12 protein-coding genes are annotated in these 26,214 nt (G+C 59.4%); 10 read left to right on the top strand and 2 right to left on the bottom strand.

From position 1 onward, the window contains the following. Nucleotides 1-13: 13 nt before the first annotated feature. Complete coding sequence (locus ACRZ9U_RS10775; protein WP_170746928.1) at nt 14-13,225, bottom strand: autotransporter outer membrane beta-barrel domain-containing protein; 13,212 nt, start codon at nt 13,223-13,225, stop codon at nt 14-16. A gap of 370 nt (nt 13,226-13,595) precedes the next feature. Here ACRZ9U_RS10775 and ACRZ9U_RS10770 point away from each other — a divergent pair, with 370 nt between their 5' ends. Both ACRZ9U_RS10770 and ACRZ9U_RS10765 read left to right on the top strand, forming a co-directional pair. Continuing rightward, nucleotides 13,596-14,159 (top strand): alcohol dehydrogenase catalytic domain-containing protein, encoded by a 564-nt coding sequence (locus ACRZ9U_RS10770; RefSeq protein ID WP_480901798.1) that lies wholly within the window; start codon nt 13,596-13,598, stop codon nt 14,157-14,159. Then, a complete protein-coding gene (locus ACRZ9U_RS10765; protein WP_480901795.1) occupies nt 14,156-14,647 on the top strand; it encodes a zinc-binding dehydrogenase in 492 nt (163 codons plus the stop codon). The genes ACRZ9U_RS10770 and ACRZ9U_RS10765 overlap by 4 nt, the downstream gene beginning before the upstream one ends. 65 nt (nt 14,648-14,712) lie before the next feature. Here ACRZ9U_RS10765 and ACRZ9U_RS10760 read toward each other — a convergent pair whose 3' ends face one another. Next, nucleotides 14,713-15,516, bottom strand: a complete 804-nt coding sequence (locus ACRZ9U_RS10760) for a helix-turn-helix domain-containing protein (protein ID WP_170407624.1) — start codon at nt 15,514-15,516, stop codon at nt 14,713-14,715. A gap of 131 nt (nt 15,517-15,647) precedes the next feature. Between ACRZ9U_RS10760 and ACRZ9U_RS10755 the strand changes: the two genes are divergently transcribed. The 8 genes from ACRZ9U_RS10755 to ACRZ9U_RS10720 all read left to right on the top strand — a co-directional run bounded on the left by ACRZ9U_RS10755 (nt 15,648) and on the right by ACRZ9U_RS10720 (nt 26,181). After that, entirely contained in the window at nt 15,648-17,624 is a 1,977-nt protein-coding gene (locus ACRZ9U_RS10755) for a CocE/NonD family hydrolase (RefSeq protein WP_480901792.1), read from the top strand. Between the two features lie 25 nt (nt 17,625-17,649). Next, nucleotides 17,650-19,215, top strand: a complete 1,566-nt coding sequence (locus ACRZ9U_RS10750) for an ABC transporter substrate-binding protein (RefSeq protein WP_170407617.1) — start codon at nt 17,650-17,652, stop codon at nt 19,213-19,215. An 86-nt stretch (nt 19,216-19,301) separates the two neighbouring features. Beyond that, nucleotides 19,302-20,240 (top strand): ABC transporter permease, encoded by a 939-nt coding sequence (locus ACRZ9U_RS10745; RefSeq protein WP_170407614.1) that lies wholly within the window; start codon nt 19,302-19,304, stop codon nt 20,238-20,240. 11 nt (nt 20,241-20,251) lie between these two features. After that, the gene (locus tag ACRZ9U_RS10740) at nt 20,252-21,109 is read left to right on the top strand and encodes an ABC transporter permease (RefSeq protein WP_170394253.1); all 858 of its coding nucleotides are present in this window, start codon (nt 20,252-20,254) and stop codon (nt 21,107-21,109) included. Further along, nucleotides 21,106-22,086: an ABC transporter ATP-binding protein gene (locus ACRZ9U_RS10735; RefSeq protein ID WP_170407611.1), complete on the top strand. Its 981-nt coding sequence runs from the start codon at nt 21,106-21,108 to the stop codon at nt 22,084-22,086. The genes ACRZ9U_RS10740 and ACRZ9U_RS10735 overlap by 4 nt, the downstream gene beginning before the upstream one ends. Next, nucleotides 22,083-23,027: an ABC transporter ATP-binding protein gene (locus tag ACRZ9U_RS10730; protein ID WP_170407608.1), complete on the top strand. Its 945-nt coding sequence runs from the start codon at nt 22,083-22,085 to the stop codon at nt 23,025-23,027. The genes ACRZ9U_RS10735 and ACRZ9U_RS10730 overlap by 4 nt, the downstream gene beginning before the upstream one ends. Before the next feature lie 3 nt (nt 23,028-23,030). Further along, nucleotides 23,031-24,674, top strand: coding sequence for an amidohydrolase (locus tag ACRZ9U_RS10725; protein WP_170407605.1), 1,644 nt, complete (start codon nt 23,031-23,033; stop codon nt 24,672-24,674). Between the two features lies 1 nt (nt 24,675). Next, nucleotides 24,676-26,181, top strand: coding sequence for a M81 family metallopeptidase (locus ACRZ9U_RS10720; RefSeq protein WP_170407603.1), 1,506 nt, complete (start codon nt 24,676-24,678; stop codon nt 26,179-26,181). Nucleotides 26,182-26,214 lie beyond the last annotated feature (33 nt).

Here is a 26,214-nt window from a genome sequence, read left to right as displayed (position 1 = left end):
TGTTCCTCATAAACTAGAATTGTATCCCAAGGCCAATGCCAACCTGCAGGGCTTCGGTTGAGTCTCCAAACATATGGTCCAGGCTCAGGTTGATAAAGCTGCTGTCATCCAAAGCAAACAATCCCAACCGCGCGGACACGACGCCGTGGGCGTCACCGATATAGCTGGTATTCACGAACCCTCCATCGGCGGCGCTGGCCCCACTGAAGCCAGCGGTTACCGACACCGTGTCGTCAGACGAGAGGATGGCACCGGCGCGCAGGCTCGCACGCAGTTTCTGCGAGGCGCTCAGTATCTGCTCGGTCCCGATCTCAATCGACGGCGTCAGCGAATAGATCATCTCGTTGTCGTCCTGCAAGACGATACCTGACAAAGTGGCATCGCCATTGCTTTCCGTCGCCAACCGCGTCGCATCGACGGCCAGTTCGGGGCGCAGGTACGCTCCACCAGCGCCAAGTCTTTGATCATACGCCAGGCTGAGCCGCAGGTTCTGGTGGTTCATCTTGTGCTTGATCTCGCTGACACCAACGGTGTCCACAATTGTGCCATTGGGCAAAACGCCCCGGATCCCACCTGCACGGCTTGTATTGTAGTTTGACCAACCTGCCGACAGCATGGCCGCAAACTCCCACGCGCCTGTGTATTTGGTCAGCGATGCACCCAGATTGAACCGATCGCCGGATGCATTGTATTGCGATCCGTTCTGCAGGCTGATCTGATCGTAGCCCAAGGCAAACCCTGCATACAACTCATCCCCCACCGGTAGACGGACACCCGCCGACCAATTGGTGTTATTGACGTTCAGATCGTTGTAAATCCCTGTCTGCTCGCGGTCGAAGAAATAGCGGCCGCCGGTAAACCAGATACAGTTACGCGGATCATCCCCGGCTTGATAATTGGTGTAGCGTTCGCAGTTTTGCAGCGTATCCGCGAATACCCGCGTGCCAAAATACGCATCCACCGCATCTGCGGCGTAGTCTGCTGTCGACAAGCTCTCAATGGCCGCGATCACATCGGCCTCGGATTGCATGTTCCCGATCAGCGCCAAAAGCTCGCCCTGGTCGGACGTTCCCCGCCCGTTCAGGACATCATTGATATAGTCACCGATCGCGGTCTGGTTGGAGTTCATCCTAGGCGTCGAATAGTCTGGTGTGATCACCAGATCGATCGAACTGCCGTCCGAAGTCGCCCCGTTCAAACCAATGGAGTAATCCAGAACCACAGTGTCCTGGATAGTCGTGCCAGCATCTGCGGCCGTTCCATCGGGATTGATGATGACAAGCGGCAATGCGCGTTCGAGCGTGTTCAACCGCGGCACCAATGTACCACCAATGGTGGCATCCCCGGTGACATTGATCAGATCGCTGTCTCCACCCGATATGCCAGTGGTTCGGAAATACACGTCGAACGTTGAAGTCGCAGTGCCGCCAAAGGCCAGACTTCCGGTCACGTTCGTGGTCTGGCTAACATTCTCGGTGAAGGAAAAATCATCCGCTTGAGCAGCAGCCGTCAGGCCTCCGTCGACGCCCCAATTTGCGCCCAGAACCAAGTTGCCATCCACCTGCATGAGCCCGGCGTCGCCCAGATTCACGGTATCCAATGCATAGAAGGTTGCACCATCTTCCACGGTCAGGCCATTCGTCCCGTCACCAAGGTTCAGGTTACCGAGCGCGCGTCCGGACAGCGTGATTTGTTCGTTGCCATCGCCGCCGTTCACCAGTTGGTTATTGCCCGCGATCAGCACCGTGTCTTCTGATAGGGTCAGCGTGTTGTCGGTACCTCCTTCGACAATGATCGAGGCAACCGAGTTCGCTTGCCCGGTGCCGCCCATGACAACACCATCGAACCCAAGCATAATGGCGTCTGCACCGTCACGGCCTTCGGATTGTGCAAAGACACCAATGCCACCGTCGCCGACCGACAAGACATTGCCGGTCAGGGTCATGTCGATAGCACCGCCCGACCCGGCGCCACCTGCGGCACCCCGGAATATGGAATCGACGATGCCGCCGCCGCCACCCAACGACTGCGCGGCGACACCGATCGCGTTCTCTCCACTGGTAACCGTGTTACCAGTTTGCAAGAACAGAATGTCCCCGCCGTCCCCGCCATTCGCTGCTGACAGATTTACGGTCACCTGGCTGGGGTCCAGGTCTGTCGTGACAAGACCACCGCCGCCGCCGATGCTCTGGATCACGAACGCATGCGATCCGGTACCACTTGTGTTTACGTCACCGGCATTGGTGAAATCGACGTTGCCGCCATCTCCAGTTGAATCGTCCTGCGCCCCGAGGGTCACATCGACGCCTCCAAGACCAGCAACGACAGCTTCACCACCGCCCGCGCCGATGCTTTGAACGCTTTGGCCAAAGGACCGGTCACCGCTGGTGAAGACATCTCCATTCAGATCAAGATCGATATCACCGCCGCTGTTGCGGAAGCTTGGATCGGACCCCAGGATTACCGAAGCAAACCTGTTGGTATCAGCCGGGCCCGTGCTGTTGAGCACCAGCTTACCGCCGCCGCCGCCAATAGATTGCGCCGTACCTGCCGAGGAAAACGCACCATCAGTGCCGACATCGCCAGTCCGGCTGCCGAACACATCGCCACCTGCTGCATCATTCGTATCAATCGCACCCAGGCGCGCATCAATCTCGATACCGTCGCCATCCTGAAGGCTGATGTTGTTGGCCGATGTGCCACCACCGCCGCCAACACTCTGCAGCATCAGACCTGTCGAGCGGTCACTGGTGGTCGCTATGTTACCGACGTGCGACTGGGCAACCTGGCTGCCCGCCGTGCCCGAAACATCATCACCGCCCAGCGAGATGTCACTGATATAAACAGTGCCGGTTCCACCCGCGCTTGCCGTCGCGGTCGTAAAGTCGACCGATGTTTCGGAGTTGCCGCCGCCGCCATTGACGGATTGTGCGAAGATGGCCTCGCTGCCTGCACCATTCACCAGAATGTCACCGGTTGAATTGACAGTCGCGGTTCCCACCGATCCGGTGGTCCCTTCTCGCGCGCCCAACACATGAGAGATCGTGTAGTCCAGCGCCGAGACCAAGGGCGACGATACCGAATATCCCGCATTACCGCCGCCGCCACCTACGGATTGGGCATAGATACCGAACCCGTTTTCAGCGTTCACGACAATCGTACCGGTATGGTTGACCGTGACATCTCCACCATCCGCACCGTCGCCACCAGAACCGCCAATGGCGATCTTCGAGTATGACTGGCCGGTCATGGTGTTTTTGAGGTCGTTCACATCCATCGCGACGGCCAAACCACCGTTACCGCCGCCCCCACCAACGGATTGCGCGAAGATACCGTAGGCCCCTTCGCCATCAACGCGGATGTCGCCGGTATTGGTGACAACCGAGTTTCCGGCAGCATTGCCACTGCCACCCGAACCACCGATGTTCAACTGCGCGGTCGGAGAGCTGTTGTCCCCAGTCTTTAGCCGCAGCGTCCCAGTAATCGAACTCCCACCATTGCCGCCGCCGCCGCCAACGGATTGAGCAAAGATGCCATGCGCACCTGCACCAATGGTGATGATCGTGCCCGCATTTGTGACGGCCACGTTGCCTCCGGTTCCACCGGAACCACCCGAGCCACCCAGGCCAAACTGCAACGCCCGCCGAGTGCTCGCCTCGGCCCCGCCATAGCGACCATCAACCGAGATTGTCGATCCGCCATTGCCGCCGCCACCGCCGACAGACTGCGCGAAGATACCGTGGCTTTCGGCTCCGCTGGTCACGATCGTACCATCGGCTTCGTTCACAACAGTGGTTGTACTGCCAGAACCACCGGTGCCGCCGGTGCCACCAATAAGGATCGCGTTTGTCGTAGACCCCTCCGAGGACCGGCCCAGAATAATGTTTCGAACTTGCTGTGCATCACCACCGCCACCGCCGACCGATTGCGCGTAGATACCCACCGACTTGTCGCCCGTGGTTAGGATCACGTCCCGGTTGGTCACAGATACCGCCGCCGACATCGCACCCGAGCCGCCGTTGCCGCCGATGGACAAGGTCGCGGTGTTTCCAATCTCTTTACGAAGGCTGATGATGCGGTTTTCCACGACACCACCCATGCCGCCGCCGCCTCCGACGGACTGCGCAAAGATACCATGGGCCATGGTGCCTGCTGTGCTGATTATTCCGTCGCTCACAACGGTCACGATGTCCGAGGTCATACCGTCCCCACCTGTACCGCCTATGTTGATCGATGCTGTGGTGCCGACTGTGGACGGGTTGACCACAGCTTTGATGGTATCGAGGTTCGATTGTCCGGCCTGTACCATGCCGCCAGTTCCGCCTGCGCCACCGATGGATTGCGCCATCAGCCCAATCGAACGATCTCCGAACGTTGCGATCTGGGCAGTGTTGGTCACGTCCACCGTGCCACCAACGCCTCCGGTGCCACCAGTGCCACCGATGGACAAGGCAATTGAAGTGCCCTTGCCAGCCGAGTTGCTGGCCTTGCCACCATTGCCGCCGCCGCCGCCAACTGACTGCGCAAATACGCCATGTGCGTCATCGCCCTGCGTGACAACAGTGCCCGCCACCACAGAAGTCACATCGCCTGCTGCGCCACCCGTACCGCCTTCAAGCCCGACTGACAGGCTGGCTTTGTTGCCTTTGCTGTCGCCGGATTTCGGGGTGCCGATGCTGACCGAAGTTGATGACGAGTTACCCCCGCCATTGCCGATGGACTGTGCAAAGAAGCCATAAGACCGGTTGCCCGTCGTGCTGATCGCGCCGTTCGAGCTGGCATAGACGTCCCCACCGCTGCCCCCGGTTCCACCCGTGCGGCCGATCTGGATGTTTACATTGCCGCCATCGACCGACGTCGATGCCGAATTGTAGCCAGCATTGCCGCCGCCGCCGCCAACGGACTGCGCAAAGAGACCATGAGAGTCCGCGCCCGAGGTCGTGATGTCGCCTGTATTGCGCACATCCACCGAACCACCGATTCCGCCCTCACCCGTGCCGCCGCCAATAGCCAAGCCAAAGCCTTTGTTGGTCGCGTCGGAGGCAAGCTCATAGGTCATGCCGAGGTTCAAGGCGGCGTTGCCGCCGCCACCGCCGATGGATTGCCCAAACAAACCGTGGCTGCCATCTTGCAAGGTGACGATATCACCATAGTGGTCAACATCGACCTCGCCACCGTCCCCTGCCGTACCTGCATCGCCGCCGATGGCAACCACCGCCGAAACTCCGGTTTTGTTGCCCGAGGAATCTGCAGGGTTCACCTTGCCTTCAAGCTCATCCAAAACCGCGTTGTAGTTGGCGATGACCGAGTCATCGACGCCGGTATTGGTCGGTGTCTTGCGATCCGTGGAATCGCCGGTGCCGCCGTTACTTTGATTGCCGGTGGTCTTGCTGATACCCACAACTGCGTTGATCCCGGCATCGCCACCGCCGCCGCCAATGCTCGACGCCTCGATACCGTGCGATCCAACGCCATCGGTCGTGATTGTCCCCGCAGCAAGGGCCGCTGTGCCACGCGCGACGGTCACGTCACCCGCATCGCCGCCACCGCCGCCAAAGCCGCCGATCCCCATCGCGATGGGTGAGCTGTCCTTGGTACCAACAAAGGTCGCATTAATGCCGCCAGTGCCACCGCCGCCGCCGATGCTCTGGGCAAAGATTCCGCGCGCGTGATAGCCATTTGTTGCGATGTTGCCGGTCTGAGTGACCGACACGTCACCCGCATCCGCACCAGTACCTCCGTGGCCGCCAAGGCCGCCCACAATGCTCAGATCCGTTTTGCCGTCCGAGTTGTTGGAGTCGCCATAGTTCAGCTGCCCGGTCACGTTCAAAGCACCGTTGCCACCGCCGCCTGCGATCGACTGGGCCAAAACTCCATGTTTCCAGTTGCCGGCGACTGACACAGTTCCCGCGTGATTGACGCCCACATTGCCCGAGACATTGCCGTCACCGCCAAAGCCTCCGACGCCAAACGTAACCGAAGGGATCTTGCCATCTTTGCTGAGCGCAATTCCACCCGAGACATTCAGACCGCCATTGCCGCCGCCGCCGCCGATGGACTGCGCCAGTAGACCCGCCGAACCGTCAGTATCCGGCTTTTCTTCGTTGAAGACACCCATGTCGATGAACAGGCGTTCCAACCCGAAGTTCGACGCCAATTCCTCGGTCTCATCTACGATTGAGTCGCCCAGGAAATCACGCAGTTTGTCTTCGAACGTCGTTGTGTTGGGGATCGATATATCGTCCGGGTTCGTTGTAACCGTAATATCCGCTTGCGAGGTGACCGTGACGTCTCCGGCCTGGCCGCCATCGCCTGCGAAACCACCGACGCCCACGATCAGAGAGCTGTCGGATACGATTCCGCCTGACACATTCAGACCACCGTTGCCACCGCCGCCGCCAACGGATTGGGCCAGCAGGCCGGATTGGCCAGTGCCGTGAGCTGTGATCGTACTGCCTGCGCCAATGTTCACATCGACATTTCCGGCGTCTCCACCGCCGCCACCAAAGCCCCCGACGCCCACGACAACCGCGTAGGATTTGCTGCTATCTGTCTGGCCTGCGCCGGGTTTGCCGCTGATCGCGAGGCCGCCCGAGACGTTCGTACCACCGTCACCGCCGCCGCCGCCAAGCGACTGAGCAATGATGCCACTGGCTCCTTTGCTTTCATCAACAGCGAATGTTCCATCCGGTTGCTCGACCATCGGAACGGCCTGCACATTGCCGGTATAGTCCAGATCGACGTCACTTGCGTCACCGCCAGCCCCGCCAAAGCCGCCAACACCCGCTGAAACCGAAAAGATCGTGTCCGATCCCGATGGTTTGGTCAGCGCCAGAGTGCCCGAAATATTCACGCCCCCGGTGCCGCCACCGCCACCAAGGCTTTGCGCAAACAGACCATGCGATCCGTCACCCGCCGTCACTACATCGCTTTGAACATCCAACGTGACCGCATCGGCATTGCCACCACCGCCACCAAAGCCACCAAGTCCCAGGGCAACCGCTGCACCGGATTTGCCGGTGAGATTGACAGCGCCAGAAACGTTCAGACCGCCGTTACCGCCGCCGCCGCCGACCGACTGGGCCATGACACCAATACTGTCTACGCCAGTGGTTACCACCGAAGTTGTGCCACTGCTGTCCGTTCTTGAGCGCAACGTGCTGTTCACTTCACCAGCGTTACCCGCCCCGCCACCGAAGCCGCCAACGCCCAGACTGACCGAGCCGCCATTTTCCTGGCTGATACCCAACGAGGCCGAGATATTAGTGCCGCCGTTGCCACCACCGCCGCCAAGGCTCTGTGTCAGGATCCCGGTGCTGCGATCACCTGTTGTGGTTACTCCACCGGTGATTGTCGATTGCACCAACGCTCCGGCATCAGCGCCGCCGCCGCCAAAACCGCCCACACCGATGCCGACCGCCGCATTGGCTGATCGGGACAGAGACAACGCTGCCGAGATGTTGGTGCCGCCGTTGCCACCACCGCCGCCGAGGCTTTGCGTCAGAATGCCGACCGAGTCATCACCGGTTGTCATGACATCTCCGGTGACCCGCTGCGTGACGTTATCTGCCGCACCACCGTCCCCGCCAAAGCCGCCGACGCCGATCCCCAAACCGCCGGAATAGTTGCTGGCTACAGAAATGGCCCCGGAAATGTTTGTGGCGCCATTCCCGCCACCTCCGCCAAGGCTTTGTGCGATAATACCAGCCGACCGCGGACCCGAGGTGCTCACATTGCCAGAGAACGTGTTGTCGACTACCCCGCTGGTCCCGCCACTGCCGCCGAAGCCGCCCACGCCGATACCTGCCGCACCCGATCCAGTGCGTGCGATGCTCAGAGCGCCCGAAATGTTGACGCCGCCATTACCGCCGCCGCCGCCAACGGATTGGACCAGAACGCCCGTCGCGTTCTCACCACTTGTAGTGACATCGCCGGTGACCGACCCCGTCGCCGCGCTCGCAGCACCGCCATCGCCACCCGAGCCACCGATGCCAACCCCGACGGCGCCGCCCCCGGTCCCCGAGATGTTCACGGCTGCTGATACGTTCAGCCCGCCATTGCCGCCGCCACCCGCAGCAGATTGCACCAAGACGCCGCCAGAATTGTCACCGGTAGTGGTAACACTGCCAACGACCGTGCCTTCGGCCGTATCCGCGTCGCCCCCGTCGCCACCGCTGCCACCAAGACCAACAGACGCACCACCGCTACCGGTTCCTGCGACAGTGACTGTGGCGGAAACATTCATGCCTCCATTGCCACCACCGCCGCCAAGGCTTTGCACGATCACCCCGCCGGATTCATCGCCTTGTGTCGAGACGTTTCCGTTCAATGTGGCTTCAACTGTGCCTCCGTTGCCGCCGGTACCGGACGCGCCACCAAGACCCACGGATGCCCCACCCGAGCCAGTGCCCGCCGCGGCCACTGCAACCGAGACGTTCATGCCACCATTACCGCCGCCACCGCCGACAGATTGTGCCAAGAGACCGCTGGAGGTTTCACCTTGCGTGATCAGATTCCCGGTTACATTCGCCGTGACCGCCGAGGCGTCACCGCCGCCAGTTCCGCGACCGCCCAAGCCAACTGCCGCAGCGCCAGAACCCGTACCTGCGCCACCGACGGAAGCAGAAACGTTGAACCCGCCATTGCCGCCGCCGCCGCCGATTGATTGCGCCACAACTGCGCTGGACTGCGCACCTTCGGTTTGAACACTATTGGCAACCGTCAGGCCAACAACACCCCCCCTGCCGCCACTGCCACCGGACCCACCCAGGCCAACGCTGATCGCGCCCGATCCGGTGCCGGCCCCAGCCAGAGCCGGTGAGACATTGAAGCCACCATTACCACCGCCGCCACCAACGGACTGCGCGAGTATACCCACCGAAGCATCCCCTCGGGTCACCACGTTAGCTGTTGTGCTGGCCGTCACCAAACTGCCGTCACCCCCGGCGGACCCTGAGCCGCCCAGACCAACCGAAACCGATCCCGCGCCCGTTCCAGCCCCGGACACGGTGGGCGAGACATTGAACCCGCCGTTACCTCCGCCACCGCCAAGCGACTGCGCAACAAACCCACTTGAGGCGAAGCCATCCGTCAGGATGGTGCCATTCGAAGTCAGCGTGACAATGCCGCCATTGCCGCCGGTATCACCTGAACCACCCAGTCCTACACTCACCGCACCACTGGCTGTACCTGCGCCCGACAGAACCGGGGCTACGTTGAACCCACCATTGCCGCCTCCGCCACCGATGGATTGCGCTACGACGCCCGAGGACTGATCCCCCTGCGTTTCAACCGCATTATTCGATGTGGCATCGACCGTGCTGCCATCGCCTCCACCGCCGCCGTTGCCACCCAATCCGACCGAGACGCCAGCCCCTGCAGTGCCCGATCCCTGAACCGATGCGCTGACGTTAAACCCGCCGTTACCTCCGCCACCGCCGATGGACTGCGCGAGGAATGCTGTCGCCGAGTCGCCTTGCGTCAGAATTGTCCCACTGGACCTTAGCGTAACCGACCCGCCATTACCGCCACCTGCGCCCGTTCCACCAAGCCCGACGCTGACCGCACCGCTTGCAGTACCTGCACCGGCCCCGGTCCCCGAGATATTAAACCCACCATTGCCGCCACCACCACCAATGGATTGGGCGACGACGCCTGAAGAACGGTCCCCGACAGTTACAATCGTATTTGTAGTCGTCAGATTGACTGTGCCACCCGTCGAGCCCGTACCTGCGTCGCCGCCAAGGCCAACTGAAACTGCACCGCTCGCAACCCCAGCCCCTGCAAGTGACGCGCTAACATTAAAAGCACCATTGCCACCGCCGCCGCCAACGGACTGTGCCAGAACGGCAGTTGAGTCCGCGCCACCGGTGCTTACGGTGCCTGTGACTCGACCGGTCACCGATTGACCGATTCCACCTCCTGAGCCGTCGCCACCAAGGCCTACGGTGACGGCACCGCCACCTGCCCCCGCGCCAGCAACACCGGCCGTCACGTTGAAGCCACCATTGCCACCACCGCCGCCGATGGATTGGAAAACTACGCCGCCTGAGCCTTCGGACACTGTTGTGATGTTTCCTGCAACCTGGCCTTCAACCAGGCCGCCATTGCCGCCTGTATCGCCGTTGCCGCCGAGCCCGACGCCAATTGACCCAGCACCGGCTCCTGCCGCTGCCACTCCGGCGGTGACATTGAAACCACCATTACCACCGCCACCGCCGATGGATTGAATAACGACAGCCGTCGAGCGTGCACCTTCGGTCCGAACGTCGCCGTTGACGCGCACGCCGGTTACCGTACCGCCTATGCCGCCGCTGCCTCCGTCGCCGCCAAGTCCGACTCCAATCGTTCCGGCACCGCCACCGCCGGCCGCCAAGCCAGCAGCGACGCTGAAGCCGCCATTGCCACCGCCACCGCCGATGGATTGCACCACGACCGCACCGGCATCATCCCCACGGGTGGTGACATCCGTATCAACTTGGGCCGTCACTGTACCGCCCGCACCTCCACCGCCAGCTTTGCCGCCGAGGCCTACACTGATGGACCCGGCAGCGCCGCCCGCAATATCGGCGCTGGCACCGATGGCATAACCACCATTACCACCGCCGCCGCCAACGGATTGCGCAACGACACCGCTGGAGAATGCGCCACTGGTTTCGATTGAGGTCCCACCGGCACGCAAAGTGACGTTGCCACCGATACCGGCACCACCACCATCTCCGCCGACACCAACGTTGATCCCGACTGCAGCGCCTCCGCTTGCGCTGATACCGGCCGCGATGCTTCCACCACCATTACCGCCACCGCCACCCACGGATTGCGCGATGATCGCGCTGGAGCTTGTGCCAGTCGTGGTCACGTCAGCATTGGTATAGACCTGAACAAGTCCACCATTGCCCGCACTGCCGGCCTTGCCACCAATTCCGACTGATACGTTGCCCGAAAACAGAGCCGAAGCGCCTCCGGTCGCGGCGACCGCCAATCCACCATTGCCACCACCACCGCCGACGGACTGAAACAGCATACCTGTCGACCGGTTTCCGGTCGTGACGACAGTGCCTTCAAACCCAGCTGCTGTTGCGACGCCACTACCATCGAACTGGCCAACCGTGACCGGACCACCCGTGCCGCCTGTACCACCGTCACCGCCAACCCCAACAGCCAGCGAACCCGATACCGGACCTCCAGAGGCTGCGACAGATACCGCATAGCCACCATTGCCGCCGCCACCGCCAACAGATTGCAGCATCACCCCAACCGAGTCGTCGCCTCCGGTCTGCACCGAAGCTGAACCGCTGCCGCTAAGCGTGACCGTCCCACCGTTGCCACCATTGCCAGCGGACCCACCAACCGAGACCGATGCCGCGCCAAATGCGCCAACCGCAACCGAGACCGCTCCGCCACCGTTGCCGCCACCGCCGCCGACGGATTGTGCAAATACACCTGCCGAGCGCGCGCCCGAAGTCCGGATAGCCGACGGCTGGCTGCCATCGGTGTTGGATAAGGTTACGTTGACATTGCCACCAGTCCCTCCGGCCCCGCCATCACCACCGATGGCTACCCCGACAAACGCACCTACCGAACCGGACGAACCACCATTGCCGCCACCGCCACCAATCGACTGGGCCAGAATACCCATCGCATCATCACCCGAAGTGGTGATGATCCCGTCATTCACGATCGTCACAGTGGACCCGCTGCCACCGCCGCTGCCATTGCCACCGACCGAGACCATTCCACCGGACGAGCCGCCGTCACCGCCACCGCCGCCGATGGATTGCGCGATAATCCCGCGGGCGTTGTCGTCTTCGGTTACAATACGCCCGTAGTTGCTGACGCTCACCGCAGCGCCCGTTCCGCCCCGAGATCCTGTGCCACCAATCGCAACAAGCCCATATGAATTTGCACCGGTTCCGCCGCTGCCGCCGATGGATTGCGCCATGACGCCGTCAGCCCCAATGCCCGAAGTCAGGATGCTTCCCGAACCTTGCACAGTGACATTCACCGCGTCCCCGCTACCGCCGTTCGAGCCCACGCCACCAAGAGAAAGTGATACCAGGCCGCCTGCAGTTCCGCCCGAACCACCGCCGCCACCGATGGACTGGGCAACGATACCGCGCGCGAAATCACCTTGTGTTTCAATCGCGCCACTATGCGAGACGTTAACCCTGCCTCCATTTCCGCCATTATCGGCCCCGCCAATGAGCGAAACCAACAAGTTGCCACTTGTCCCCGCTGACCCCCCCGAACCGCCGATGGATTGGGCGTAAATCCCGTTCGCATAGTCGCCGGTCGTCAAGATGCTACCGCTTGAGGTCGTGTTTACCGTTACGGTGCCACCGCTACCGCCATAGCCTCCGTTACCGGACGAGCCAACCAGCCCCCATTGTGAGCCACCATTACCGCCGTTGTTCGAAACGCTCAGTGCATAGATGCCATCAGCCGAGTCGCCGGACGTAGAAATGTCACCCCGCTGCGTAACGGTTACATCGCCACCATCTGCCGAGTGGCCACCGGTGCCCCCACCCGGAGCCGCGAAGCCGCTGCCACCATCACCAGCCTCGCCGCTGCGGCTGAACGCAAATATACCGTCATAGCCGTCGCCCGATGTCTGGATCGTGCTGCTGGAGGATTGTGTTGCGTTTACCGTGCCGCCTTCCCCGCCGTCGCCGCCATCGCGCCCGTCCCAAAAGCTCAGATACGAGTCGCCGCCCTGACCACCGTCACCGCCAACGCTACCCACTTGCCAACCAACATTGCTGGTTGCGTTGACATTCCCGCTCAGGGTTTGTGTCTGGGTTGGGCCATCGGCACCGTTTCCACCTGAACTTGGTGGCACAACAAGCGCACCATCGCGCCCATTGCTGCCATCTCGCCCGTAAACGACCTGGCTCACACCGTTAGGTCCGGAGACGTTCACCGGCGGGGTGACAGAGCCAGGAGTACCCGAACTGTTGAAGTTGCTGTTGTACTGAGACAGGGTCAGCTGAGTGGACAAGCTGGCCGTTCCGGTCGCACCAGAATTACTGATCTGAGCCGTTGTTCCCGTTATGGATACAATCTCAAATGCCAGTGGGGGATTGTCGGAGTTGTAAATTGTATCGCCGGCATCTTTGACGAGAAACACATAGCCATCCGCCGTCTCAACAAAAGCCGTCGTCCCGGCTGTAGGTGTTGAAGCGGGATCCACGATCAGTGCGGTGACTGTCGTATCCAGACCAGTCACAGGGTTGTTAACAGTGTCTCCAACAATTGAATCTGCGGTCGGCGCGGCAAGCAAAGGTGTTGAATTAAATAGAAAAATAGAAAGCGCAAACAGCAGGTTTGAAAACTTTGACACCTTGAGACCCTACAACCCAATTCACCAGCACAGAAGGCAAAGAAGAGCTGCACCCAAAAGCAACACATTGCTTTTGGGAAATTCCCCATCACCACCTAAAGAAAGATATGCGCAAGTTTAAGGAGAGTGGATTTCTTAAATTTGTCTAAAACTGGATTTGGCTAAAATAGTGCTAAAATGCCACAACCTGGGTTCATCCCTAAGGCTGGATCAGTTCGGCTGAGTTGGTTTAGGTTCACACAACTTTTCGAAAAAAATGAAAGAGCACACTATGAAGGCTGTCCTGTTCGAGAAGTTCCAACAAACCCCCAAGGTTGTCACAGTCGACGACCCTGCACCCGATACTCATGGCGTTGTTCTGAAGGTCGAAGCCACCGGCGTTTGTCGTAGCGATTGGCACGGGTGGATGGGGCATGACAGTGATATCGAGCTGCCTCACATACCCGGTCATGAGTTGGCTGGCGTGGTCGAAGCCGTCGGACGGGATGTAAAGAACTGGAAAGTTGGCGACAAGGTAACCGTGCCTTTCGTCTGCGGCTGTGGAACGTGCAGCGAATGTCACGCAGGGCATCAGCAAGTCTGTCTGTATCAAGAGCAACCCGGCTTTACCCATTGGGCAGTTTCGCGGAATATGTGCCAATTCATCAGGCTGACCTTAATTTGGTCGCGCTGCCTGAAACCATGGAATTTGCAACCGCCGCCAGCCTTGGCTGCAGGTTTGCCACTTCATTCCGCGCGATCGTCGATCAAGGAAGGGTCTCGGCCGGTCAATGGGTTGCCGTACATGGCTGCGGTGGGGTCGGTCTGTCAGCCGTTATGATTGCTGCCACCGTCGGGGCCAATGTCATCGGGGTTGATCTAGACGAAGCCAGACTCGAACTTGCGCAAGAACTGGGTGCAGTTGCGACCATTAACGGTACAGATGCTGATGTTCCCGAAGCGATCCGCGAAATCACCAAAGGCGGCTCCCATGTGTCAATCGACGCTTTGGGTCATCCCGTCACTATGACCAACTCAATCCTCTGCCTGCGTCCGCGCGGCAAGCACATTCAGGTCGGTCTGATGCTGGGTGATCACGCTTCGCCAGAAGTACCCATGCCAAAGATCGTAGGACAAGAGATCGAATTGCTTGGTTCGCACGGGATGCAGGCGCATCGCTATGGCGCGATGCTCGACATGATTAAAAATGGCAAGTTGGATCCGGCGCGATTGGTGGGGGAAAAAATCAGCCTGGAAGACGCACCCAAGGCCTTGATAGGGATGGATAAGTTTACCTCAATCGGTGCGACGGTCATCACAAGGTTCTGAGTCACAAACTGGATCCGCCCCGTGCGAAAATGGCGCCACTAAACGGCGATTTCAAAATGCATCACTCAATTGGCAAGTTCTGTCGGTATCGCAGAAAAATGGGCATCGCCTGATCCCAAAAGGTACTTTCGGACCGCCAGGTCGATTGATTTACTCTGTTCTGAATAGACACCGCAGGCAGTGAGCGCTTCACGGGCGGTAATGCGCTCATCAAGCCGTTTCCAGATTGTTTTCGCCGCATAAGGGTGTGGAAACGGCCGCCAAGCCACACCCATTGTCATGCCACGCAAGTATTTTAGCTGTTGGCGATGCGCGGAATAAAGGATGGTCTGCGCAATGCTTCCTTCCTTGCCGCATTCATGTTCCGTGGCGAAGATCCTGTTACCGCGCAGGGCAACCAGCCCTTCGTAGCGCGAAATCTGCCGAACGCTTTTGTCCGGGGACGTGGCGTTTTCGTGCGAGCGGATCGTCACCACGCCATCCACCTCCTTAAGTCGGATCAGAGAACAAAAAATGCGCCCCTGCCAAGACGGGGTGCAAAAGAAAGAATGATAGAAGCCCACATAGCGTCTGAGATTTTTCACCTGATCACTGTACGGCTTAACAAACAAGCTGGCAGGAGTTTCTTTCCGACGGACGATCGAGTCTTTCAATGTTTCTTCGAAATCCGTCCGAGGCGCAAAAAGCTGCGCCTCAGGCAGATCGAAATACCGAGCGATACGGCGCAGGTTGTGGGCTGATGGCAAGCTTTCGCCGTTGAGGTAGCGATTAAACTGCTGCCTGTTCAGGCCGATTTCTCGACAGACTTGCGAGATATTGCCTCGCTCGGCGCACAAAGACCGTAAATTTGCGGAAAAACTTTCGGACATAAGCGTCATTTCTTTCGCGTTTTGACGCTATAATGCTAAAGATTGAATAAAAGCGCGTAAAGTAGCTCAGTTCAATAATTTTCGGAATGCGGGTTGGCTGTACCAAACGCAACAACGGGACCTCGCTCCGAATGTCCACAAAAATCATCGAAAACACCTGGATCCCCCTGCCGGATGGTCGGAAACTGGCTGCACGAATTTGGTTGCCCGAAACCTGGCCGTCACCCGCCATTCTGGAATACCTCCCCTATCGCAAACGGGATGGAACTGCGCCGCGAGATGCAACCACTCATCCAGTATTTGCCGACGCAGGATACGCCTGCATCCGCGTCGACATTGCCGGAACCGGTGATAGCGAGGGGCAGTTCGACGACGAGTATTCGGAACAAGAACTCCGCGATGGTGAAGCCGTTCTGAGTTGGATCGCCGCACAAAACTGGTGCGACGGAAACATTGGGATGATCGGTATCTCCTGGGGAGGATTCAATGGGCTGCAGCTGGCCTTTCGCCATCCGCCCGAGCTCAAGGCGGTGGTTAGTGTTGCCTCGACCGTGGATCGGTACGCCGATGACATACACTTCATGGGCGGCTGCCTGTTAAGCGACAATATCAACTGGGGCAGTCAGATGTTCGCCTATTTGACACGGCCCGCAGACCCCGAGCTGCGATCTGATTGGCGAGAAGACTGGCTTGCCCGACTTGAGAATGTACCATTCTCAGCAGCCGATTGGCTACTTCATCCAACGCGCAGCGCGTTCTGGAAACATGGCTCGGTTTGCGAGGATTGGTCGGCGATTCAAGCTCCGGTTCTTGCGATAACGGGTTGGTCGGATGCATATGTCAACGCTCCGCCAGCGCTGGCAGCAAATCTGGCCGTGCCGTCAAAAGCGCTGATCGGACCGTGGGAGCACCGCTATCCGCATATCTCGAAACTAGAGGCTGGGGATTTCCACTCCGAGGTGATCGGCTGGTTTGATCGCTGGCTGAAGGGGCAGCAGAATGGCGCCGAAGACCTGCCCGCCTACCGAACCTATATGCAGGATCATTTTGGCCCGAGCAAAAAGAACAAACCCAGGCAGGGCCGCTGGATCGCCGAGACAGAATGGCCGTCGCCCAATGTCAGCGATGAAGTCTGGCATTTGGGATTGGGTGGGTTCTCCGACGTCGCCACTACGGCCGAGACAACCGTATCGAATCCGGCCCATATCGGACAGGCTGGCGGGTATTTCTGCCCGGGCATGCGGATCGACAATGAGTTGGCCGAAGATCAAGCAGCCGATGACGCACTGTCGCTTTGTTTCGATACGGCACCGCTGGACAAGCCGCTTGAACTGCTTGGACGGGCGCGACTGAAACTGTCCTTCACCGTGGACAGACCGGTAGCCCAACTGATTGCGCGATTGTGTGATGTCGCCCCGGATGGGGTTTCTCAGCGGATCACCTATCGGGCGCTGAACCTGACGCACTACAAGAGCCACGAGACCCCTGAAGCGTTGGTTCCCGGTCAGGTCTACAGTGCGGAAATTGCACTAAATGAGTGCGCGCATCGCGTGAAACCCGGTCATATCCTGCGTCTTGCGCTGTCTACCGCTTACTGGCCAATCGTTTGGCCCGCGCCAGAAGCGGCAGAGGTGACGTTGCAACTGCAAGGTTCGGCGCTGTATTTGCCGGTTCGGACGATGTCTGAGGAAGCTGATCCTGCACATCCCGGACCAGCGCAGGATTATCCGACTTTGCAAAGCACCGAGCTGCGCGCGCCGTCGGGCCGATCCGAACGGCGCATCGAAGCGGACGGAACCGTCGTACTTGAGACATTCGACGACTACGGCAAAGCACAGGACCCCGGCCACGGCCTGATCGTCGGAAGCCACGTCGCCATGCGCTATGCGATCCATCCCGATGACCCAGCGACCGCGCGATTCACGGCGGGCTGGCGTTTCACGTTCGAGAGGGACGAATGGCAGGTCGAGATCAGCACCGAAAACGCGATGACCTGTGACGTCGAGAATTTCTATCTGCATCGAAAACTGCGCGCCACCGAAGGCGCGGACAAAACAGAAGTTCTGACAAAGGAATGGAACGAAACCATCCCGCGCAGGCTTCTGTAAACGATCTGACCCAAGGGAGAACATCATGAAAATCGAATGGACAAAAGCAAATGTCGGGCGCAGGGGCTTCTTGAAAGGGGCAACTGCGCTTGGGGCGGCATCCGCGCTGCCTGCAAGCTGGGCCAATCGCGCCTTCGCCGCTGATGACGGGGTGTTGCGGGTGCGCGCCTACGGTGATGCCCAGAACATGGACCCCGCACATTCCGTCGGTGTTGTCGAAGAAGAAGTGCATGCCTCGATTTACAACAAGCTGATCCAATACAAGCCCGGCGAGGAATGGGGTTGGCAGCTGGATGCGGCGGCGATGATCGAGCAGGTTGACCCGACCCATATCAAGTTCGCCTTACGCGATGATATCGGTTTCACCAATGGCTTCGGTGCGATGACCGCTGAAGACGTGAAATTCAGCATGGAGCGCATCGTGGACGATGCGACCGAAAGCCCAAACAAGCCCGATTTGGGTCCGTTCAGCCATGTCGAAGTGAGCAGCGAACGCGAAGGTACCATCGTTCTGAACGAGCCGTTTGCTCCGATTTGGTCGATCGCCCTGCCCTACATCACCGGCAACATCGTCTCGAAAGCTGCGGTCGAGGCCGCAGGGGGCCGCATCGGGGCTGATCCGGTCGCTGAATCCGGCCCTTATCTGCGGGACAGCTGGTCACCCAAAGAAAAAACCGTGCTTAAGCGCAACCCGGATTGGAAGGGTGACGCACCAACATGGGACACAATCGAAATCCTGCCGATCGACGACGAAAACACCGCCGAGATCGCCTTTGAGGCGGGCGAACTGGACATGACTCGGGTTTCGCTGGGATCGGTCGAACGCTATCGGGCCGGTGTTCCGAATGGCGGATCTTTGGTCGAGAAACCCTCACTGTTCTATGTCTGGTTGGGCATGAATCTGGATCACCCCAAGCTTCAGAACCCAAAACTGCGTCAGGCGATTCAACATGCAGTCGACGTACCAAGCATCCTAGAGGCGGCCTATTTTGGAGCCGCTGAACCCTCGACAGGCATCATCGCACCTGGCCTTGCGGGCCACCGCCCGCAATCTCTGGTCCCTCCGGCGGCAAACTTCGAGAAAGCGGCGCAATTGCTGGCGGAATCTGGCGAGACCAATGTGACGCTTACGTTGGACACGCTGAACAAGACCACTTTCACCACGACGGCTCAGATCATTCAGGCAACTCTGGCGCAGATCGGGATCACGGTCGAAGTCAACGTACTGGAATCCGGTGCATTCTGGGCAAGCGGAGACAACGAGAACCTGCAACTGGTTCTGAACCGCTTCTCGATGACCCCCGATCCATATTATGCGACGGCCTGGTTCACCACCGAACAGGTCGGCATCTGGAACTGGGAGCGGTTCAGCAACGCTGAATTTGACGAAATTCACAACTCGGCATTCAAGGAAGCGGATGTGGCCAAACGCGCTGAGATGTATCAGCGGGCGCAGGATCTGATGGAAGAAAGTGGTGCCTACCGCTTTATCACCCACGAGGCGACACCGGTGATTCATTCGGCGCGTGTCACCCCCGCGCTAAGACCCGACGGTCTGGCACTGCTGCGGTACTTCAGCAAGGCGACCTGACCTCCCCAAGGTCGGCTATGTCCGGCGGGGTTTGACGCCCGCCGGACAAAACAGCTCGCCACCCATCCAAAAGGAGCCAGCTTTTCATGTTGAAGTTTGCAACCCGCCGCTTCGGGCTAGCGCTGCTTATCCTGTTCGTGGCGGTTACCGTCATGTTCCTGATGATCCGCGCCGTCCCCGGGGACCCGGTCCAGATCATGTTGGGGCCACGCGCAACACCTGAGCTTCAGGCCCAGCTCACCGCTGCGTTGGCGCTGGATCAACCAATCTGGAAACAGCTGGTCATATTCTATGGAAACCTGGTCCGTGGCGATCTGGGAATCGACGTATTCTCGGGCCGGTCCGTGACAGATATCGTGTTTCAGCAGCTACCCTACACTCTGGAACTGATCATTGCGTCGATCCTGTGGTCCGCCACTTTGGGAATTGCGCTTGGGGCATATGCCGCCGCCCATCCGAACACTCTGATCGACCGAATTGCGGCGGCGATTTCGGTCAGTTTTGTTGCAGCGCCCGCCTTTGTCGTAGCACTTCTGTCGCTATTGGTCTTCGCCGTGCATCTTCAGTGGTTTCCAGCCATCGGCGCGGGCGAAGGCTTCTGGGGTCGCATTGATCACCTCGTTTTACCCGCCTTTGCCATCGGGCTAAGCTGGGTGGGCTACATCGCGCGGTTGGTGCGCGCCTCGATGTTGGAAGTCTTAGGCGAAAACCACGTTCGGACCGCACGTGCCTTCGGTATCGCAGAGCGCCGCGTGGTGATGGTTTATGCCTTGCGTATCGCCATTCTTCCGGTTGTCACGGTGATCGGCGTCGGCATGGGTTTCCTGCTGAGCTCGGCCGTATTCGCCGAAATAGTGTTCGCGCGCCCGGGTCTGGGCAAGCTGGTGATCGACAGCATAACCACCCGCAATTACCCGATTGTCATGGGCTCGGTTCTGATCTCAACCGGTTTGTTCGTCGTGTCGACCGCACTGGCGGATCTGATCAATGCGTGGCTCGACCCACGCGCTAGACAAGCGCATTGAGGAAAGCCGAAATGGAAAAATCTCGTTCTGAACTTGGTCAGATCATTGTCGGCGTCGCCCGCGACCCTCTGGGTCTGATTGGTTTGGTCATTGTCGGCACCATCGTCTTCTGTGCGATTTTCGCCTATTGGATTGTGCCCTATGATCCTGTGGCCATGGATATCAAAGCCCGGTTGCAAGGCCCGTCTGCCGAGCACCTTCTGGGTACGGACCAACTTGGCCGCGATACGTTTTCCCGCGTGATTGCCGGCGGTCAGGTTGCGTTGAAAGTCGCCTTGCCTGCGGTCTTTGGTGCGATGGTAATTGGCCTAACCTTGGGAATGATTGCGGGGTATGGGCCAAAATGGCTCGACAACCTGTTGATGTTGTTCTTTGACACCATCCGATCCTTCCCAACCGTGATGTTCGCGCTGGCCGTTGTGGCCCTGGTCGGTCCCAGTTTGCAAACGGTTGTGTTCGTGGTGATGGCGACTTCGATCCCAACCTATGGCCGTGTGGCGCGAACGCAGACCCTGACGTTGCGCAATTCCGAGTTCATTCTGGCCGAGCGGTCGATGGGGGCCAGCATGGCCCGCATCTTGGGTGTGCACATGCTACCAAATATCGTGGGGGTTCTGGCCGTCCTGGCTGCTATGGACATCCCGACGGTGATCGCGCTTGAGGCGGGGCTGTCCTTTCTCGGGCTTGGCGTGAAGCCCCCAACCCCCAGTTGGGGCGCACTTCTGAAGGACGGGTATTCCCTGATCCGACAGACACCTTGGCTGGTGGTGGGCGGCGGTCTGCCGATCATTCTGGCAACCCTGGGCTTTACGTTTTTAGGGGAATCCCTGCGCGACGTGGTTGATCCCAAACTGAGGAAACAGCGATGACCGAAACTCTTATGGAAATCGAGAACCTCAGCGTCGATTATGAAACGGCACGCGGAGATCTCAAGGCATTGCGGGATATCACCTTTGACATCCGCAAAGGTGAGATCGTGGGTATTGTCGGTGAGTCTGGTTGCGGAAAATCAACCTTGATCTCGTCGATCCTGCGGCTGACCGCACCGAACACGCGGTTCCGGCAAGGCGAAATACGCTTTAAGGGGCAAGACCTGTTGCAAGTGCCTGAACGCAGGATGCGGGATCTGCGCGGGGCCGATATCTCGATCATCTTTCAGGACCCGATGCAGACCCACAATCCGGTTCTGACCATTGGCCAGCAGATGGTCGATATTCAGCACCGGTCCAAGGCTAGTAAGCAGGAAAAACTGGCCAATGCGGCAAAGATGCTGGGGGCTGTCGGAATTCCGGACCCAGAGGCACGGCTAAAGCAGTTCCCGCATGAGTTTTCAGGCGGAATGCGACAGCGGATCGCGATCGCCATGGCGTTGATGTCAGAACCCGACCTGCTGATCGCGGATGAGCCGACCACCGCGCTGGACGCCACGCTTGAGGTGCAGATCATCGAACGCCTGCAAGAGCTGCAGCGCGAATTCCATTGCGCCATCCTATTTATCTCGCACCATCTGGGTGTGATCGCGGAACTGTGCGACCGAGTGGTTGTGATGTACGCAGGCGCCGTTGTCGAAAGCGGTGAAGTGCGCGAGATTTTTCACAATCCCAAGCACCCTTACACACGCCGTCTAATCGACTGTGACCCGGGCCATATCAAGGAACGCGCACGGGTCCTGCCAACCATTCCGGGCGAAGTACCCGATCTGGCCAATCTGCCTGTTGGATGTATATTCCGCGACCGCTGCAACCAGGCGATGCCGCGCTGTGCAATGGACGTTCCCCCCTTGGATCTTCTGAAAGAAGGGCATCACGCCGCCTGCTGGCTGAACCATGAGGAGGCCGCGAAATGAGCCTGCTGAACGTCCACGACCTGCAAACCAGCTATGGCCCCGTCAACGTGCTGGCTGGCGTCAGTTTTGAGGTCGAAGCTGGCGAAACCTATGCGCTTGTCGGCGAGAGCGGTTCGGGCAAGACAACTGTCATCCGTGCGATTGCGGGCCTGGCCCCGGCGCAGGCCGGTTCGGTCGTGTTTGACACGCAAGAGATACGAGGCGCGCCGGAACGGGTAATGCGTCCGCTGCGCAAGGACATGGCGATGATGTTTCAGGACCCTGTGGGCAGCTTGTCACCACGCCTGACAATTCGAAGCCTGATCACGGAACCCTATCGCATTCAGGGCATGAAAGATCGCGATCTGGATGCCGAAGCCAAGCGTCTGCTGGAAATGGTGAACCTGCCGGTGCATTTCGCGGACCGCTACCCCTATCAATTGTCCGGTGGCCAGGCACGACGGGTTGGTGTTGCCCGCGCTTTGGCGCTGGAGCCGAAACTGATCCTGGCGGATGAACCAACGGCAGGGTTGGATGTTTCGGTACAGGGTGAGCTGCTGAACCTGCTCAACGACCTGCGGGAACGCCTGGGCCTGGCGATGGTGATCATCACCCACAACCTGAACGTGGTGCGCCACGTGGCAGACCGCATGGGCATTATGTATCTGGGTCGACTGGTCGAGGAAGGCACGACAGAGGCGATCTTCGACGATCCGCGCCACCCCTATACCCGCTGCCTGCTCAGCGCCAACCCCGAGCCGGACCCCGATGCGCGCCTTGAACGGATCGCGCTCAAAGGTGAGCCGCCCAGCCTCTTACAACGCCCGTCGGGCTGTGAGTTCCGCGAAAGATGCCCGTTTGCCAAAGACATCTGCACACAGACACCGCAATGGGAGGTTGCGGCGGGCCACGGGCTGCGCTGTCTCGCACCCTTGTCGGGTGCGCCTGCTCCGGGTCACTAAAGGATGAGGGAAACACTCTATTTCGGCGGTCCCATCCTGACGATGGACGCCGACAATTCCCGACCCGAGGCGGTGTTGGTGCGGGACGAAGTCATCAATGCGGTGGGGGACGAAGCAACGCTGCGGCGGCAGATGTCATCCGATGCGGGTGCTTGTGACCTGGCTGGCCAGACCCTGATCCCGGCCTTCATCGACTCGCACGGCCACTTCCCCGATCCCGGCTTCATCCAGCTGTTTCGGGTTGATCTTGCATCACCTCCGCGCGGCGCGTGTATGGATATGGCGCAAGCTTTGGAAAAGCTGCGCTGCCGGGCCGAAGAGACGCCCGAGGGCGATTGGGTGATGGGCGTTTTGTTCGACAACACCGCCATTTCAGAAGGCCGCATGCCCTCCCGGGCCGAACTGGATGATGTCTCAACGGCGCATCCAATCTGGGTTCTGCATGCTTCGGGTCACAACGGCGCGGCCAATTCGATGGCGCTGAAGCTGCATGGCGTCAATCGCGACACCCCGGACCCGGCCGGAGGGCGTTATAGCCGCGACCCCGATACCGGTGCCCTGACGGGACTTGTCGAAGGGCTGTCGGCCATGGGCGAAATGGGCGACACTGATTTTCTGATCGACCGGGACAGGTTCTGGCAAGGGTTCAACGCCTGCCGTGATGAGTATTTGTCCCGCGGAGTAACTTATGCACAGAACGCTTGGGCATCGCAGGTTATGCTCGACCACTTTGCCAGCCTTCCTGCCGATCAGGATCCCGGCATTGATTTGGAATTGTTGCCAATTGCCGATCTGGAACCGGCTCTGAGCCAGGGCTGGATCGACAATAACTGGCCCGGCAACCCACATTTTACGCTGGGTGCGCGCAAGCTGTTTACCGATGGTGCATTCCAGTTACAGACTGCCTATCTGTCTGCGCCCTACCACAAGTCGCTGGACCCCGATCACCCCTGTGGCATGATCTATGCCACGCAGGTCGACATGGATTCCGAGGTTCTCCGCCTACACGCTATGGGGTTTCAGATCCATTGCCATTGCAACGGGGATGCCGGGGCCGAGATGTTCATCGATGCGGTGGACAAGGCCTTGCTAGCGCATCCGCGAGACGATCACCGCCATACAATCATCCACGGCCAGGTTCTGCGCGACGATCAACTGGACCGCATGGCGCGGCTTGGAATAACTGTCAGCTTCTTTTCAGCACATGTGCATTTCTGGGGGGACCGACATTACGATACCTTCCTCGGCCCGGAACGCGCTGAACGGATTTCGCCAGCCGCAACTGCGGAACGATACGGTGTACGCTATACTATCCACAATGACGCGTCGGTTACGCCAACGCGGCCAATCCATCTGGCGCATTGCGCGGTGAATCGACTGACTGCATCCGGCCGGCAACTGGGTGAAAAGGAAAAGGTCAGCGTACTGTCTGCGCTACGGGCACAAACCATCGATGCGGCGTGGCAAGTGTTCAAAGAAGATCAGCGCGGTTCGATTGAGCCCGGAAAACTGGCAGATTTCGCCATCCTTTCTCGCAATCCCCTAGATGATCCTGAACGGCTACTCGACACATCGATTGTTGCAACCATCCGGCGAGGTCAGATTGTGTTTGGCACCACCAAATCCAGAAAAGAACTGGAATTTTAGAATGACAGCCAAACGCATTGCCATTGCCGGATTTCAACACGAAACCAACTGCTTCGGAGCGACCAAAGCGGGTCTGCCCGAGTTCGAGATGGCAGATTCCTGGCCCGAAATGTTGCATGGCGCGCGTGTCATCGCAGACACCAAAGGCATGAACCTACCCATCGCCGGGTTTTCTTCCGCCGCGAACCAGGCAGGTTTCGAGCTTTTCCCAATCCTGTGGTGTGCGGCAGAACCTAGCGCTCATGTCACGGATCACGCGTTCGAGAAGATATGTACTATGATCTTGGATGGCCTTCGCGGCGCGGGACCGCTGGACGGAGTGTATCTCGACCTGCACGGTGCCATGGTGACTGAAAGCCTTGCCGATGGTGAGGGAGAGCTGTTGCGCCGAGTACGTGATCTGGTAGGGCAGGACGTTCCGGTCGTGGCGAGCCTGGACCTGCATGCCAATATCTCTGACCAGATGATCTCGCAGGCGGACTATCTGGCAATTTTCCGCACGTACCCGCACCTCGATATGGGCGAAACCGGTGCACGATGCGTACCGGTTCTGCAAAGGCTACTGGCCGGAGAGAAACTGCACAAAGCCTTCCGGCAGGTGCCCTATCTGATCCCATTGCATGCGCAATACACCTGGGCCGCACCGTTTGATGAGATTTATCAGTTGCCCACCCGGTTCGAACAGGCCCATGTCTATGCAGAAATCGCGCTGGGTTTTACAGCGGCCGACTATCCCGACACTGGTCCGTCCTGCGTTGCCTACGCGACCAGTGCCGCGCAAGCGACCGCCGCAGTAGATCAAATTGTCGACCTTTTTCTGGCCCGAGAACCTGATGTGGACTGCTCTATGTTGTCGTTGGACGAAGCCGTTCTGGCCTGTCGTTGGCATCGCGACAAACCGCTCGTGTTAGCGGATGTACAGGACAACGCAGGCGCAGGCGGCACATCCGATACCACCGGACTTCTGGCCGCTTTGATAGAGGGGGACGCGCAGAAGGTGTTGATGGGTCTCTTCCACGACGCCGAAAGCGCAGAGAAAGCGCATCGTGCAGGCCAAGGCGCAAAATTGAACCTGGCCATCGGCGGAAAATCAGGTCTGCCCGGACACCACCCCGTTGTGGCAAAGTTCGAAGTTCTGGCGATCGGAGATGGCATCTGCCGATACTCAGGTGAGATGTACGGAGGCGGCATCGCGACGCTTGGCAAAACGGCCGCTCTGAGGATGATAGAGTCTGGCGCGAAGATAGACTTGGTCGTCACCAGTGTGCGGAACCAATGCCTAGACCGCGCTCATTTCACCCATATCGGCCTGAATCCCACATCCTATTCAGTGATCTGTGTCAAAAGCACCACACATTTCCGGGCGGATTTCCAACCCATCGCAAGCGACGTGAAAGCCGTTGCCGCTCCAGGCACATTTCTCTGCGATCTGGACCAGATCCCCTATTACAACATCGGAGGCAAACGCCGCATCGAAACAAGTGGACCCAAAACCAGAAACCATTGATTTCCAACCCGCATCGCAGCTCGCAATCGACAT

The organism is Ruegeria sp. D7 (assembly GCF_056534355.1).
This window is presented reverse-complemented; position numbering and strand designations above follow the sequence as displayed.